Source organism: Kitasatospora sp. NPDC059817 (assembly GCF_042731835.1).
Classification (GTDB): domain Bacteria; phylum Actinomycetota; class Actinomycetes; order Streptomycetales; family Streptomycetaceae; genus Kitasatospora.
Window position 1 is genome coordinate 17,076 of the sequence record NZ_JBHWIR010000085.1, and the last position, 14,296, is coordinate 31,371.

The 14,296-nt window shown below is 70.9% G+C and carries 14 protein-coding genes and 2 rRNA genes; 4 read left to right on the forward strand and 12 right to left on the reverse strand.

Annotated elements, in window-relative coordinates:
- Nucleotides 1-3 precede the first annotated feature (3 nt).
- Nucleotides 4-201 carry a hypothetical protein gene (locus ACFV61_RS19530; protein ID WP_079136271.1) on the reverse strand — a complete coding sequence of 66 codons (198 nt, stop codon included), beginning with the start codon at nt 199-201 and terminating at the stop codon, nt 4-6.
- A gap of 162 nt (nt 202-363) precedes the next feature.
- Here ACFV61_RS19530 and ACFV61_RS19535 point away from each other — a divergent pair, with 162 nt between their 5' ends.
- Nucleotides 364-1,263: a hypothetical protein gene (locus ACFV61_RS19535; protein WP_380492906.1), complete on the forward strand. Its 900-nt coding sequence runs from the start codon at nt 364-366 to the stop codon at nt 1,261-1,263.
- Nucleotides 1,264-1,459: 196 nt separating this feature from the next.
- A complete protein-coding gene (locus ACFV61_RS19540) occupies nt 1,460-1,660 on the forward strand; it encodes a hypothetical protein (protein ID WP_380492908.1) in 201 nt (66 codons plus the stop codon).
- A 98-nt stretch (nt 1,661-1,758) separates the two neighbouring features.
- On the opposite strand, the gene ACFV61_RS19545 is transcribed toward ACFV61_RS19540, so the two are convergent.
- Nucleotides 1,759-2,151, reverse strand: coding sequence for a metal-sensitive transcriptional regulator (locus ACFV61_RS19545; protein WP_380487294.1), 393 nt, complete (start codon nt 2,149-2,151; stop codon nt 1,759-1,761).
- Between the two features lie 403 nt (nt 2,152-2,554).
- Between ACFV61_RS19545 and ACFV61_RS19550 the strand changes: the two genes are divergently transcribed.
- On the forward strand, nt 2,555-3,175 hold the full coding sequence (locus ACFV61_RS19550; RefSeq protein WP_063348282.1) for a DUF47 domain-containing protein: 621 nt from the start codon (nt 2,555-2,557) through the stop codon (nt 3,173-3,175).
- Between the two features lie 5 nt (nt 3,176-3,180).
- The gene (locus ACFV61_RS19555; protein WP_063348283.1) at nt 3,181-4,176 is read left to right on the forward strand and encodes an inorganic phosphate transporter; all 996 of its coding nucleotides are present in this window, start codon (nt 3,181-3,183) and stop codon (nt 4,174-4,176) included.
- A 157-nt stretch (nt 4,177-4,333) separates the two neighbouring features.
- Here ACFV61_RS19555 and pstB read toward each other — a convergent pair whose 3' ends face one another.
- From pstB to ACFV61_RS19605, 10 genes are all read right to left on the reverse strand, one after another.
- Nucleotides 4,334-5,110 carry a phosphate ABC transporter ATP-binding protein PstB gene (pstB, locus tag ACFV61_RS19560; RefSeq protein WP_063348284.1) on the reverse strand — a complete coding sequence of 259 codons (777 nt, stop codon included), beginning with the start codon at nt 5,108-5,110 and terminating at the stop codon, nt 4,334-4,336.
- Nucleotides 5,111-5,149: 39 nt separating this feature from the next.
- On the reverse strand, nt 5,150-6,226 hold the full coding sequence (pstA, locus tag ACFV61_RS19565) for a phosphate ABC transporter permease PstA (RefSeq protein ID WP_063348285.1): 1,077 nt from the start codon (nt 6,224-6,226) through the stop codon (nt 5,150-5,152).
- Entirely contained in the window at nt 6,223-7,200 is a 978-nt protein-coding gene (pstC, locus tag ACFV61_RS19570) for a phosphate ABC transporter permease subunit PstC (protein WP_380492910.1), read from the reverse strand. The genes pstA and pstC overlap by 4 nt, the downstream gene beginning before the upstream one ends.
- Nucleotides 7,201-7,349: 149 nt before the next feature.
- Nucleotides 7,350-8,480: a phosphate ABC transporter substrate-binding protein PstS gene (gene pstS / locus ACFV61_RS19575; RefSeq protein WP_063348287.1), complete on the reverse strand. Its 1,131-nt coding sequence runs from the start codon at nt 8,478-8,480 to the stop codon at nt 7,350-7,352.
- A gap of 268 nt (nt 8,481-8,748) precedes the next feature.
- Entirely contained in the window at nt 8,749-9,228 is a 480-nt protein-coding gene (locus tag ACFV61_RS19580; protein ID WP_380341900.1) for an NUDIX hydrolase, read from the reverse strand.
- Between the two features lie 31 nt (nt 9,229-9,259).
- Nucleotides 9,260-10,348: a CHAD domain-containing protein gene (locus tag ACFV61_RS19585; RefSeq protein WP_380492912.1), complete on the reverse strand. Its 1,089-nt coding sequence runs from the start codon at nt 10,346-10,348 to the stop codon at nt 9,260-9,262.
- Between the two features lie 103 nt (nt 10,349-10,451).
- Entirely contained in the window at nt 10,452-12,629 is a 2,178-nt protein-coding gene (locus tag ACFV61_RS19590; protein WP_380492918.1) for an RNA degradosome polyphosphate kinase, read from the reverse strand.
- Nucleotides 12,630-12,949: 320 nt separating this feature from the next.
- Nucleotides 12,950-13,924: a mycothiol synthase gene (gene mshD / locus ACFV61_RS19595; RefSeq protein ID WP_380492914.1), complete on the reverse strand. Its 975-nt coding sequence runs from the start codon at nt 13,922-13,924 to the stop codon at nt 12,950-12,952.
- Nucleotides 13,925-13,999: 75 nt separating this feature from the next.
- A 5S ribosomal RNA gene (rrf, locus tag ACFV61_RS19600) occupies nt 14,000-14,116 on the reverse strand.
- Nucleotides 14,117-14,203: 87 nt separating this feature from the next.
- Nucleotides 14,204-14,296: ribosomal RNA gene (locus ACFV61_RS19605) — 23S ribosomal RNA — on the reverse strand; the annotation flags it as partial.

The window sequence follows — 14,296 nt, forward strand, 5'->3', positions numbered from 1 at the left end:
CGGCTACCCCGGTCCGCCGCCGCTCTCGGCGAGGGCGAGGTGGTCGTCCCCCTCGCGCCGGGCAAGGTCGCGCGAGCGGCGGGCCGGTGAGAACCAGCCGCAGCTGCAGGTCGCGAAGGCGAAGGAACCGCGCTCGCTGACCGCGACACGGTGTTCGGGCATCCGGGCGGTGCCGGGGAAGGCCGGCAGCTCACTGTGCACGTGGTTCACCGTAACGCGCCGGGCGCCGGGCGCGCGATGCCGTCCGCAAGACCTCTTCCGCGTAACCCTTCGCGGCTCAACTCGTTTGCCCGGAAAGAGCTCTGTTCACCTGGTGGTGTCGGCAGGGCAGTCGGGCCCGAGGGGGTTGTCGCGAGGATGAAGATGACCGACCAGCAGCGTGGCGGACGGCCGGGGCGCCGTCCGCTGCCGCATCTGCGTTCGGCGGCCGGGGCCGCCCTGCTCGCCGCCGCCCTGGCCGGCCTGTCCGCCGGCTGCGCGGCCGGCTCCGGCGGCGGCTCCTCCGACCGGCAGTCGGGTGCCCCCGACCAGCTCGCCGCGGACCCGCTGACGGCGGTGCGCAACAGCGCCGACATCACGGGCCGCACCGGCTCCGCGCACACCGCCACCGAGCTGGTCACCGAGTCGTCCGAGAAGAAGGCCGTCTTCACCGGGACGGGCGGCTACGACTACGTGAAGCGGATCGGCCAGCTGGAGGTCCAGGTGCCGCCGGGCGCGGCGACCACCGGGAAGATCGTCGAGGTGGTCCTGCCGGGCACCGTCTACCTGCAGAACAGCGGCGCCAAGGTGCCCGAGGGCAAGTGGGTCAAGCTGGACGTGCGCCAACTGCCGGACGGCAACCTGGTCAGCAGCGGCGCCACCGACCCGGCCTCGGCGGCGGGCGCCCTGCGCGGGGCGCAGAAGGCGGACGCGGTCGGCACCGAGACTGTCGACGGGGTGGCGCTGCACCACTACCGCGGCACCCTGGACCTGGCCAAGGCGGCCGACGCGACCGGCGGCCGCGGCGGGGACGGCCTGCGGATGGGGGCCCAAACCTTCACCGTGAAGGAGGTCCCGTACGACGCCTGGCTGGACGACCAGGGCCGGCTGCACAAGGTGGTCGAGGTGTTCACCTTCGCCGGGGTGGCCGGTTCGAAGGAGGCCAAGGACCAGGTGAAGGTGACGTCGACCACCTCGGTGACGGACTTCGGCAAGCCGGTGAAGGCGGCCGAGCCGCCGGCCTCGGACATCTACGCGATGAAGCCCTCGGAGAGCCCGAAGTAGGCCGCCGGGGCAGGGCTCCGGCGCCGGGGCGAACCGGGGAGCCGCCGGAGCGGGTGGCCGCCCGGGGAGCGGCGGTCACCCGTTTCGGCGGCGCCGAGATGGCCCGTCCGTGCCATGTGGACGGGCTCCGAAGTGCCTAGGCTGGACGTCGGGTGGCTGCCGCCCGGGCTGGCGAGGCACTGAAGGGGTGGTGCAGGTGGTGTCGTCCACGGGCGGCCGCAGCGGCGGCCACGACGACGCGGCCCTCGACGAGATCGATCTGGCCGGCGAGCTGATGATCGCCGCGACGGCCAGCACCGGCGACCGGCTGCCGACCGAGCGGATCGACGAGGTGCTGCTCGACCGGGCCGAGCCGGGGCGGACCGACGGCGAGGCCTGCCGGCAGGCCGACGGTTAGGTCGCTCCCGGCCCAGGGGCGTTCGCGGCCCAGGGACGTTCGCGGCTGGGGGTGTTGGCGGTCCGGACCCGCGCGCCCGGCCCGGACCAGGCCCGGCCTCAGCTGCGCAGCAGCCGAGCGATCGCGGCCGTGGCCTCCGTGACCTTGGCGTCGAGTTCGGCGCCGCCCTCCTCGGCGGCGGCCGCGACGCAGTGCCGCAGGTGCTCCTCCAGCAGGGACAGTGCGAAGGACTGCAGCGCCTTGGTTCCGGCCGAGACCTGGGTGAGCACGTCGATGCAGTAGACGTCCTCGTCGACCATGCGCTGGAGGCCGCGGATCTGGCCCTCGATCCGGCGCAGCCGCTTGAGGTGGGCGTCCTTCTGGGCGCTGTAGCCGTGCGGGCCGTGCCCGCCCTGATGTCCTGCGGCGGCCGCGGGGACGGCGGGTGCGTCGGCCTGCGCGTCGGTGCCGTGCCCGTGGTCCGGCTCGGTGCGCGCTTGCGTCGTGGTCATCGGCCCGCCTTCGTCTGGATGCCTGGTGGCTGCGTCGGCCACCAGTGTCCAACACCGGGGCCGTCCGTGGTGTTCCGACGGCCGACGCGGCATGTGCCGAAGGGTTCGGGACGGGTTCCGGACGGTCTGCGAACGGGCTGCGACCGGGCTGCGGGCGGCCCGCCGCGCGGTTCACCCGTCTGAGCGGCGCCCCCGTCTTCCGTACGTACCACGGGGACAATCCGGGCGAGGTTCCGTCAGACTGGGGGCTCACGTCCGCACCTGGGTGTGCGGTCCGGGTCAGCTGGTGCGGCAGCCGAACGGAAGAGGAGGTTCCGCCTCCACCATCACCACCCCGTTTGCACGATTGCGCTTGGTTGCACCTAGCATCGTTCAGTCCCTACCCCGCACATCGGAGATTTCCGTGCGTTTTAGCCTGACCCCGAAGGAGACGAGCTTCTACGACATGTTCTCTGCCGCCGCGGAGAACCTCGTCGTCGGTTCGAAGCTCCTGCTGGAACTGCTGGGATCAGACGTGTCGGCCCGCGCGGAGATCGTCGAGCGCATGCGCGCCGCCGAGCACGCCGGGGACGACACCACCCATGCCGTGTTCCACCAGCTGAACTCGTCCTTCATCACGCCCTTCGACCGCGAGGACATCTACAACCTCGCCTCGTCGCTGGACGACATCATGGACTTCATGGAGGAGGCCGTCGACCTGGTCGTCCTCTACGACATCCAGACGCTGCCGAAGGGGATCGAGCAGCAGATCGAGGTGCTGGCCCGGGCCGCCGAGCTCACCGCCGAGGCGATGCCGAACCTGCGCAGCATGTCGAACCTCACCGAGTACTGGATCGAGGTCAACCGGCTGGAGAACCAGGCCGACCAGATCCACCGCAAGCTGCTCGCCCACCTGTTCTCCGGCCAGTACGACGCCATCGAGGTGCTCAAGCTCAAGCAGGTCGTGGACGTTCTTGAGGAGGCGGCGGACGCGTTCGAGCACGTCGCCAACACGGTGGAGACCATCGCCGTCAAGGAGTCCTGACCCTCGTGGACATGGCAGCACTCATCGCCGTCGTCGGCGTTGCGTTCTTCTTCACCTACACCAACGGCTTCCACGACTCCGCGAACGCGATCGCCACCTCGGTCTCCACCCGGGCGCTGACCCCCAGGGCCGCGCTGGCGATGGCCGCGGTGATGAACCTGGCCGGCGCCTTCCTCGGCAGCGGCGTGGCGCACACCGTCTCCCAGGGGATCATCGAGACCCCCACCGGCGACCGGGGCATGGTGATCCTGTTCGCCGCACTGGTCGGGGCGATCGCCTGGAACCTGGTCACCTGGTACTTCGGTCTGCCGTCCTCCTCCTCGCACGCGCTGTTCGGCGGCATGGTGGGCGCGGCCATGGCCGGCGGCATCGACGTGATCTGGGGCGGCGTCCTCGACAAGATCGTCATCCCGATGATCGTCTCGCCGGTGGTCGGCCTGGTCGGCGGCTTCCTGGTGATGCTGGCGATCCTGTGGATCTTCCGCCGGGCCAACCCGCACAAGGCCAAGCGCAACTTCCGGGTCGCCCAGACCGCCTCGGCCGCCGCGATGGCGCTGGCGCACGGTCTGCAGGACGCGCAGAAGACCATGGGCATCGTGGTGATGGCCCTCACCATCTCCGGCCACCACTCCGGCGAGGGCATCCCGGTGTGGGTGAAGATCTCCTGCGCCACGATGCTCTCGCTGGGCACCTACGCGGGCGGCTGGCGGATCATGCGGACGCTCGGACGCAAGATCATCGAGCTGGACCCGCCGCAGGGCTTCGCCGCCGAGGCCACCGCCGCGACGGTCATGTACGTCACCTCGTTCGTCTTCAAGGCGCCGATCTCCACCACCCACGTGATCACCGCGGCGATCATGGGCGCGGGGGCCACCAAGCGGATCCGCGCGGTGCGCTGGGGCGTCGCCAAGAACATCGTGCTCGGCTGGTTCATCACGATGCCGGCGGCCGCCATCGTCGCAGCGCTGGTGTACTGGTTCGCCCACCTGTTCTGGGGCTGACCGGCCCCGCACGTGACAGGGCCCGCCCCCACATCTCGGGGGCGGGCCCTTCTTCATGCTCCACGGCGGCACCGCCATGCAGCACCGCGGAGCAGCCTGTGTGCTCGCCGTTCGCCTCCGGACACCGCGGTCCGTCGGCCGGTGGCGGGGGTACGGCCTAGCCGAAGCGGCCGGAGATGTAGTCCTCGGTCGCCTGGACCGACGGGTTGGAGAAGATCCGCTGGGTGTCGTCCAGCTCGACCAGCTTGCCCGGCTGGCCGACGCCGGCCAGGTTGAAGAAGGCGGTGCGGTCGCTGACGCGGGCCGCCTGCTGCATGTTGTGGGTCACGATGACGATGGTGAACTGCGACTTCAGCTCGCCGATCAGGTCCTCGATCGCGAGGGTGGAGATCGGGTCGAGCGCGGAGCAGGGCTCGTCCATCAGCAGGACCTGCGGTTCGACCGCGATGGCGCGGGCGATGCACAGCCGCTGCTGCTGGCCGCCGGAGAGGCCGGCTCCCGGCTTGTTCAGCCGGGTGTGGACCTCGTTCCAGAGGTTGGCGCCCTTCAGCGAGCGCTCGACCACCTCGTCCAGGACGGACTTCTTGCGCACGCCCGCGAGCTTGAGGCCGGCGATCACGTTGTCGTAGATCGACATGGTCGGGAACGGGTTCGGGCGCTGGAAGACCATGCCGACCGAGCGGCGGACGGCGACCGGGTCGACGTTCGAGGCGTAGAGGTTCTCGTCGTCCAGGAGGACCTTGCCCTCGACCCGGGCGCCGGGGATCACCTCGTGCATCCGGTTGAGGGTGCGCAGGAAGGTGGACTTGCCGCAGCCGGAGGGGCCGATGAAGGCGGTCACCGAGCGGGGTTCGATGCTCATCGAGATGTCCTCGATGGCCTTGGTGGTGCCGTAGTAGGCGGACAGTCCGCTGACGTCGATGCGCTTGGCCATGATCGTTGCTTCTCTCGTCTGTCTTCGTACGTCAGTCGGTCAGTGTCCGCCCTTGGGCGAGCGCCAGCGTGCGATGCCCCGGGCGATGAGGTTGAGCCCCATCACGAAGGCGATCAGCACCAGCGCGGCGCCCCAGGCGCGGGCGTAGCCGAAGTCGTTGTTGACCACCGAGTACTGCTGCCAGATGTACATCGGCAGGGACTGCTGCGGTCCGTCGAACGGGTTGCTGTTGATGGCGTCGGCGCCGAAGACCAGCATCAGCACCGGGGCGGTCTCGCCCGTGATGCGGGCGACCGCCAGCATCACGCCGGTGGTGATGCCGCCGATCGCGGTGGGGAGGACGATCCGCAGGATGGTCTTCCACTTCGGCACGCCGAGCGCGTACGAGGCCTCGCGCAGCTCGTTCGGGACGAGCTTGAGCATCTCCTCGGTGGACCGGACCACGACCGGCATCATCAGGATCGCCAGTGCGAGGCTGCCCGAGAAGCCCGAGTAGCTGAAGCCCAGGGCGATGTTCCAGAGCGAGAGGACGAACAGACCGGCGACGATCGACGGGATGCCCGTCATGACGTCGACGAAGAAGGTGACGGTCTTGGCGAGCGTGCCGCGGCCGTACTCGACCAGGTAGACGGCGGTCAGCAGACCCACCGGGGCGGCCATCGCGGTGGCCAGGGCGACCTGCTGCATGGTGCCGAGCAGCGCGTGGTAGATGCCGCCGCCGGGGCCGGAGGCGATCACGCCCTTCATCGAGTGGCTCAGGAAGTTCCCGTTCACCACGCCGATGCCCTGCTGGATCGTGTAGACCGTCAGGGAGATCAGCGGGACCACGGCCAGGATGAAGGCGACCCAGACCACCGAGGTGGCGAACCGGTCCTTGGCCTGGCGGCGGCCCTCGACCTGGGCCGAGACGCCGTAGCTGATCAGCAGGAACAGCACGGCCGAGATCAGGCCCCACTGCAGGTGGCTCTCCAGCCCGCCGACGGCGCCGATCCCGCAGCCGAGCGCGATCGAGCCGACCGCGACGGCGGCCGGGGCCCACTTGGGCAGCCGGTTGGCGGTCAGCGACCGGCTGAGCGGCCGGGCGTCGGCCGTGACGGAAGTCGTTGCCGCGGTCATGCGTTGGCCCCCGAGTACTCCTTGCGGCGGGCGATGATCAGTCGCGCGGCACCGTTCACCAGCAGGGTGATGACGAACAGGACGAGGCCGGAGGCCATCAGGGCGTCGCGCCCGTTGTTGCCGGCCTCGGCGAACTTCAGCGCGATGTTCTGCGCGAAGGTGCCGCCGCCCGCGTCCAGGATGTGCAGCGAGAGCACGTTGCTCGCGGACAGCACCACCGCGACGGCGATGGTCTCACCGAGCGCGCGCCCGAGGCCGAGCATCGAGGCCGAGATGATGCCGGGGCGGCCGAACGGCAGCACCGCGGTGCGGATCATCTCCCAGCGGGTCGCGCCGAGCGCGAGCGCCGCCTCCTCCTGCATCCGCGGCACCTGGCGGAACACCTCGCGGGAGACCGCCGTGATGATCGGCAGGACCATGATCGCCAGCAGGATGCCGACGGTGAACAGGTTGCGCGGGGTGCCGGACTTGGTCTGGTCGAAGAGGTACGTCCAGCCGAGGTACTGGTTGAGCCAGCTGGTCAGGCCGTCCATGTGCGGGACCAGGAAGAGCGCGCCCCACAGGCCGTAGACGATGCTGGGGACGGCGGCGAGCAGGTCGACCAGGTAGGCGAACGGCTGGGCGATCTTCCGCGGCGCGTAGTGCGAGATGAACAGCGCGATCCCGATGGCCACCGGGACGGCGATCGCCATCGCGATGACGGCGCTGACGAGGGTGCCGAAGGCCAGGACGGCGATGCCGAAGACCGGCTTCGTGGCGTCCGGCGTCCACTCGAAGGTGGTGAGGAAGTTGCCCTCGTTGGTGCTGAGCGCCAGGACCGCGCGCCAGGCCAGGAAGCCGGCGATCGCGGCCATGATGACCAGCAGCAGGATGCCCGAACCGCGGGCGAGGTTCATGAAGATCTTGTCGCCGAAGCGGCTGTCGCGCGGTCGGCGTTCCCTGCCTCGCGGGGCGGCAGGGGAGGATGAAGTCATTGTCTACTCCGGTCTGGTGGTGCCGCCCCGGAAGGGGGACGGCACCATGGCGGCGGTGCCCCGGACGTTCGTGCTGGGTCGGTGCGTTCCGGTGGGACGACCCCGGCCCCCCTCGCTCACGGGGCCGTCCCACCGGTGCTCCTGTCGGGTCAGGCCAGGGAGGAGACGGCGGCCTTGACCTTGTCGCTGATGGCGGCGGGGAGCGGGACGTAGCCCTTGTCGCCGATCGCCTTCTGCGCGGCGTCGCTGACCGCGTAGGTCAGGAAGGACTTGAGGTTGTCCAGGTTCTCCGGCTTGTTGCCCTTGTCGCAGGCGATCTCGTAGGTCACCAGGATGATCGGGTAGGCGTTGTCGGCCTTGGTCCCGTAGTCCAGGGAGAGGGCGAGGTCGCCGTCGGTGCCCACGACGGTGGAGGAGGCGAAGGTGAGGGCGGCGTTGGCCGCGGTCGCCTCGACGGGCTTGGCCGCACCGGTGGCGATCTTGGCGCTCTTGAGGTTGTTGCTCTGCGCGTAGGACAGCTCGGCGTAGCCGATGGAGTTCTTGACCTGCTTGATCTGCGCGGAGACGCCGGCGCTGCCCTGGGCGGACTGGCCGCCCTTGCCCTTCCACGCCTTCTCCGGCGCCGCGGTCCAGGCGCCACCGGAGGTCTTGGCGAAGTAGGAGGTGAGGTTGTAGGAGGTCCCGGAGTCGTCCGAACGGTGGACGGTCTGGATCTCGGCGTCCGGCAGCTGCACGCCCGGGTTCAGGGCGGCGATCGCCGGGTCGTTCCACTTGGTGATCTGCGAGTCGAAGATCTTGGCGGAGGTCGGGCCGTCCAGGACCAGGTTGTCGACGTTGTCGACGTTGTAGACCAGCGAGACGAGACCCGCGACCAGCGGCAGGTCGATCGCCTTGCCACCGGTGCAGACCGTCTTGGAGGCGTCGACGTCGGCGGGCTTGAGCGCGAAGTCGGTGCCGGCGAAGGCGACCTTGCCCTGGTTGAACTGCTGGACACCGGCGCCGGAGCCGCCACCGCTGTAGTTGACGGTGGTGCCGGAGCAGGACGCGCCGTAGGTGGTCTTCCACACGTCGATCGCGTTGGCCTGAGCCGTCGAGCCCGCAGCGAGCAGCGTCCCGCCCTTGCCACAGTTGACCGCGGCGGCCGAAGCGGAGCCGCTGGAGCCACCGGCGGCCTTGGCGCCGTTGTCGTCCGAGCCGCAGGCAGCGAGCGACAGCGAGCTGACGAGCGCCATGGCACCGATGGCGAGGGCCTTGGAGCGGCCGTTCCGCTGGAGCTTCACAGGGGTGTCCCTTTCTGTGGCATTGCCCGTCGCGCGGGCCGTGCGAGGACGGCGGAGCGCGGGTTCTGCTGTGGTCCGGGGCCCGTTCGGCCCTCCGGTAAACCCGAAGTTAGGCCGGGTAGGTGACACGACAGCCGGTCACAAGTGAACGGAGAGTGAACCTCGAAAGGATGACAGGAAACTACGTCAGGTAGTCACGGTTGCGTCACGGCAAGGGCGCGACGAGATCACTTCCACCGTTCCTTCACCGATGGAGACCGCTCGTCCCTCACCGATGGTGACCGCTCGCCCGTACGGGCTTCGCACCCAGGATCGCCAGCAGGGCGTCGACCAGCAACCGGTCGCGGTCGTGCGTCAACCGGGCACGGGCCTTCCCGGCGGGCAGCCACTCCAGCCGGTCCACCTCGCGGTTCGGCCGGAACGCCCCGCTCGACGGCACCGCCGCCCAGTAGCGCACCTCCTTCGGCCGGCCCTGCGCCAGGTAGTGCTGGGCCGGCAGCTCCGGACCGAGCAGGCAGGCGAACCCGGTCTCCTCGCGCACCTCGCGCAGCGCCGCCGCGACGACCCCCTCCCCCGGGTCGAGCTTGCCCTTCGGCAGGCTCCAGTCGTCGTACTTGGGCCGGTGGATCACCGCGATCCGCGGCCGCCCCAGCCGGCCGCTCTTCTTCGGCCGGCCCGGCAGCCACAGCACCGCGCCCGCCGCCAGGATCACCCGGGCGTGCCCCGCCCCGGTCGCGGCCGCGTCCACTGCCGGCCCGGTGCTCAGGCGATCGCGCAATTCAGGCCGTCCGTGGTACGGGGGAATGCCCCCAGCCCTCGGCAGGGGGGAGGTCCGGCCAGCCGTCCGGACCGGGCGGGAGGTCGGGCCACCGGCGGCCGAAGGCGTACCGCGCCGCCTCCACCTCCAGTCGCTGATCAGCATGCACCACGCCCAGCACGTAGGCGGTCGCCGGGGTGATCCGCGGGGTCCGCGCGGCGGTGGCCGCGGTGACCGCGGCGTCCGCCGCCTCCTGGTGCCGGCCCAGCACCCCGTCCAGCTCGTCCAGTTCGGCGGACCCGCGACCGCACACCTCCAGCGCGTACCGGGCCCGCTTCACCAGGATCCGCGTCCGTGCCCACGGCGCGTCGTCGGCCGCCAGCGCCGTGTCCGCGTCCACCGCGCCGCGCGCCGCCGGGACGGCGCCCAGCCGGCGCAGCCCGTCGCCGCCGTACGGCGTGGCGGCCCGGTGCAGCGGCAGCTGCTGGGCGCTCGCCGACAGCGCCGTGAACGCGGCGGCCGCCTGCGGCAGCAGCACCGCCGGCGCCCGGCCGCCCGCCGACTCCAGCAGCGGGGCATCGCCGACCAGCAGCGTCATCCGGTCCGCCAGCGCGTGCAGCCGGGCCGACCGGAGCTCCTGGAGCACCGAGGAGTGCGCCCTGGTCCGGGCCAGGGTCAGCTGCCGGTCCAGCAGCGCCCGCGCCTTGGGCGCCCCGACGTGCCCGGCCAGCATGCCCGTCCCGTCCGGATCGCTGCCGCTCAGCGAGTCCAGCGCGCCCAGCAGCCGGGCCGAACGGCGGACGTAACCGGGCTCCAGCGCCAGCAGGTTGAGCAGCCAGCGCAGCTCGGTGCGCGACTCCTGGGCCCAGGCCTGCTCGAAGACGGAGCCGAAGGTGTGCAGCAGCCCGCCGATCCGCCGGACCGCCCGCAGCAGGTCGGCGGTACCGGCCGCCGGGACGACCGCGGCCGTCCCCGGTCTGGCGCCGACCTCGCCCACCGTCAGCGGCAGGGCGCGCAGGAACGCGCCGGCCTGGGCGGTGAGGTGGCTGGAGAGGATGTCCCCGGCGGTCGTGGTGGCGGCCGCCTGGGCCGTCATCGGCGCATCGGTCATGGCGTGGTAGATCCCCGTTCCCCCGGGTTCGTCCCCCCGGGGCTGGTGGCCGACCGCTGGAACCGGTCCCCTGCGGTTCCAGCGGCTCGCATCAGTGGTCGCGTCAGCGCGAGGCGGCGGCCCGGCGGCGCAGGCGCGAGTCGATCAGCAGATCCTGGACGTGCCGCAGCGGCCGGCCCTCGGCGTCCTGCGAGTGGCGGGTCCACGTGCCGTCCTGCCCCAGGTGCCAGGACTCGGTCTCGTCCGACATCCCGAGGTCGATCAGGCCGGACAGCTCGGCCCGGTGGGCCGGGTCGGTGATCCGCATCAGCGCCTCGATCCGGCGGTCCAGGTTGCGGTGCATCATGTCGGCGCTGCCGATCCAGACCTCCGGATCGCTGTTGTTGCCGAAGACGAAGACCCGGGAGTGCTCCAGGAAGCGGCCCAGGATGCTGCGGACCCGGACGTTCTCGCTCAGCCCCGGCACGCCCGGCCGGATCGCACAGATCCCGCGCACCCAGACGTCGACCGGCACGCCGGCCTGCGAGGCCCGGTACAGCGCGTCGATCACGGCCTCGTCGACGATCGAGTTGACCTTGAGCTTCACGTACGCCGGCCGGCCGGCCCGGTGGTGGGCGATCTCGTTGTGGATCCGGGAGACCAGCCCGTCGCGCAGGCCGCGCGGGGCGGTCAGCAGGCGGCGGTAGGACTCCCGGCGCGAGTAGCCGGACAGCCGGTTGAAGAGGTCCGAGAGGTCGGCGCCGACCTGCGGGTCCGAGGTCAGCAGCCCCAGGTCCTCGTACAGCCGGGCGGTCTTCGGGTGGTAGTTGCCGGTGCCGACGTGCGAGTAGCGGCGCAGGGTGTCACCCTCCTGCCGGACCACCAGCGACAGCTTGCAGTGCGTCTTCAGCCCGACCAGGCCGTAGACCACGTGGCAGCCGGCCTCCTCCAGCTTGCGGGCCCACTTGATGTTGGCCTGCTCGTCGAAGCGCGCCTTGATCTCGACCAGGACCAGCACCTGCTTGCCCGACTCCGCCGCGTCTATCAGCGCGTCCACGATCGGCGAGTCACCGGAGGTGCGGTACAGCGTCTGCTTGATCGCCAGGACGTCCGGGTCGGCGGCGGCCTGCTCCAGGAAGGCCTGCACCGAGGTGGAGAAACTGTCGTACGGGTGGTGCAGCAGGACGTCCCGCTCGCGCATCGCGGCGAAGATGTCCGGCTGGGACGCCGACTCGACGTCCGTCAGCCCGCGGGCGGTGCCCGCCACGAACTTCGGGTACTTCAGCTCCGGGCGGTCCAGTTCGGCGATCCCGAACAGACCGGTCAGGTCGAGCGGACCGGGCAGCGGGAAGACCTCCGCCTCGGTGATGTTCAGCTCCCGCACCAGCAGGTCCAGGATGTAGGGATCGATCGACTCCTCGACCTCCAGCCGCACCGGCGGGCCGAAACGCCGCCGCATCAGCTCCTTCTCCAGGGCCTTGAGGATGTTCTCGGTGTCGTCCTCCTCCACCTCCAGGTCCTCGTTGCGGGTCACCCGGAAGGCGTGGTGGGCGAGCACCTCCATGCCCGGGAACAGCTCCTCCAGGTGCGCGCCCATCACGTCCTCCAGCGGGACGTAACGCTGCGGCGAGGCCTCCAGGAAGCGGGCCAGCGACTGCGGCACCTTCACCCGGGCGAAGTGCTTGTGCCCCGACACCGGGTTGCGCACCACCACGGCCAGGTTGAGCGAGAGCCCCGATATGTACGGGAAGGGGTGCGCCGGGTCGACCGCCAGCGGGGTGAGGACCGGGAAGATCTTCTGCCGGAACAGGGTGTGCAGCCGGGCCTGCTCCTTCTCGGCCAGCTCCGGCCAGCGGACCACCTCGATGCCCTCGGTGGCGAGGTCCGGCAGCACCTCCTGCTGGAAGGCGGCGGCGTGCCGCGCCATCAGCTCACGCGAGCGGGTCCAGATCAGGTCCAGCACCTCGCGCGGCTGGAGGCCGGACGCGCTGCGCTGGGCGACGCCCGTCGCGATCCGGCGCTTCAGCCCGGCCACCCGGACCATGAAGAACTCGTCCAGGTTGCTCGCGAAGATGGCGAGGAACTTGGCCCGCTCCAGCAGCGGGATCCCTGGGTCCTCGGCCAGTTCCAGGACCCGCTCGTTGAACGCCAGCCAACTGCGCTCGCGGTCCAGGAAGCGGCCCTCCGGCAGTGCGTCGAACTCCTGCTCGTCCTCGGCCGGCAGCTCGGGCGGTATCCCCAGCGCACCGGACATCCTGGCCGGCGGGGACAGCGAGGCAGAGACGGGGCGGGGGATGCTCATGGGCTCCAGCTCCTCCAGCAGCAGGACGTCGTCCGGACGCGAATGGCTCTGCGGGCCGTCGTCCTCGCCCAGGGCCAACGCCCACCCGCCGGGCGCGGTCCGTACAGGGCCGGCCGGCACGTGGCGGTCGACTCTGCACGAGCGAGACACTACGGACTTCATCCTGTGATCTTCGCGGCAGCAATTGAATCCACGGTAAACACCGCATGGCCAGGAGGAAAGCTGAGTCGGTCGGGGCAAGGGCCGGTGACGTCCGACCCCTTGCCCCGGACCGCCCGGAGCCGCTAGGCCCTGCCCGGTCCTGTAGGTCCTGTCCGGTCCTAGGCCGCCTGGTCCGCGCGGTACTGGACGCGGTACATGAGGTCCACCTCGTGGATGGTGAACCCCAGTCGTTCATATACCCGCACCGCGGCCGGATTGTCGGCGTCGACGTAGAGCAGGACCGTCTCCAGTCCGCGCCCGCCGGCGTCCGAACCGGTCAGGTGACGCAGACCGGCAGCGGTCAGGGCACGGCCTAGACCGCTGCCCTGCTCGGCCGGGTCCACCCCGACCACGTAGACCTCGCCGAGCGCCGGCTCGGTGGCGGTGGCCGGGTGCACCTTCGTCCAGTGGAAGCCGACCACCTTGCCGCCCCGGGTGGCGAGGAAGAAACCGGCCGGATCGAACCAGGGCTCGGCCAGCCGCTCGGCCAGGTCCCGCTCCGTCCAGGAGCCCTGCTCCGGGTGGTGGGCGAAGGCCAGCGCGTTCAACCGCAGCCACTCGGCGTCGTCCTCGCCGGGGCGGAAGGTCCGGAGCTCGACGCCCTCGGGGACGGCGACGGCCTCGGTCTGCGGCCCGGTGCGGCGCATCTGCCGCAGCTCTCGGACCAGCTCGGCCCCGTACCGGCCGGCCAGGTGCCGGGCCGCCGGGTGACCGCCGTGCACCCAGAAGTCCACCGCGTCGCGGCCGGCCCGGTGGGCCTGTGCCAGCACCGCGTCCACCAGCGGCCGGGCCAGGCCGCGGCCGCGGGCGGCCGGGTCGACCACCAGCTCGGCGGCGGGGTTGGCGGCGGGATTGGCGGCGGAGCCCTCCTGGACTTCGAGCTGCCCGTAACCGACGGCGGCGGCGTTCTCACTCTCGATGAAGTGGCTCACGCCGGGGCGCGGCGTATCCGAGGAACGCAGCCGAAGCCGGCCCTGCTCGGACACGGCAGCCCGGCCGTCCACCGCCTGGGCGTCCGCCAGAACGCGCAGGGCGCCGTCGCGCTGCTCGGGGCGGAGCACACTGTTCGCAATGACCGCTGTCTGATCGTCCATGCCCCGACGATACGTCACCGGAAATGCAAAGAACCCCCATCCGGTTTCCCGGATGGGGGTTCTCTGTGAATGATTGTTCGGCGGCGTCCTACTCTCCCACAGGGTCCCCCCTGCAGTACCATCGGCGCTGTAAGGCTTAGCTTCCGGGTTCGGAATGTAACCGGGCGTTTCCCTCACGCTATGACCACCGAAACACTATGAAACTGTCAACCGCACCAACCCCGTAGCCAAACGGGTTGGGGTCGTTGTTTCAGAACAACACAGTGGACGCGAGCAACTGAGGACAAGCCCTCGGCCTATTAGTACCGGTCAACTCCACCCCTCACAGGGCTTCCATATCCGGCCTATCAACCCAGTCGTCTACTGGGAGCC

Bases quoted from the DNA above. Each gene is read 5' to 3' on its own strand.
- pstA (WP_063348285.1), bottom strand. From the start codon at position 6,226: ATGACCGCGGCAACGACTTCCGTCACGGCCGACGCCCGGCCGCTCAGC.
- pstB (WP_063348284.1), bottom strand. From the start codon at position 5,110: ATGGCCAAGCGCATCGACGTCAGCGGACTGTCCGCCTACTACGGCACC.
- pstC (WP_380492910.1), bottom strand. From the start codon at position 7,200: ATGACTTCATCCTCCCCTGCCGCCCCGCGAGGCAGGGAACGCCGACCG.
- ACFV61_RS19545 (WP_380487294.1), bottom strand. From the start codon at position 2,151: ATGACCACGACGCAAGCGCGCACCGAGCCGGACCACGGGCACGGCACC.
- ACFV61_RS19590 (WP_380492918.1), bottom strand. From the start codon at position 12,629: ATGAGCATCCCCCGCCCCGTCTCTGCCTCGCTGTCCCCGCCGGCCAGG.
- mshD (WP_380492914.1), bottom strand. From the start codon at position 13,924: ATGGACGATCAGACAGCGGTCATTGCGAACAGTGTGCTCCGCCCCGAG.
- ACFV61_RS19585 (WP_380492912.1), bottom strand. From the start codon at position 10,348: ATGACCGATGCGCCGATGACGGCCCAGGCGGCCGCCACCACGACCGCC.
- ACFV61_RS19535 (WP_380492906.1), top strand. From the start codon at position 364: ATGACCGACCAGCAGCGTGGCGGACGGCCGGGGCGCCGTCCGCTGCCG.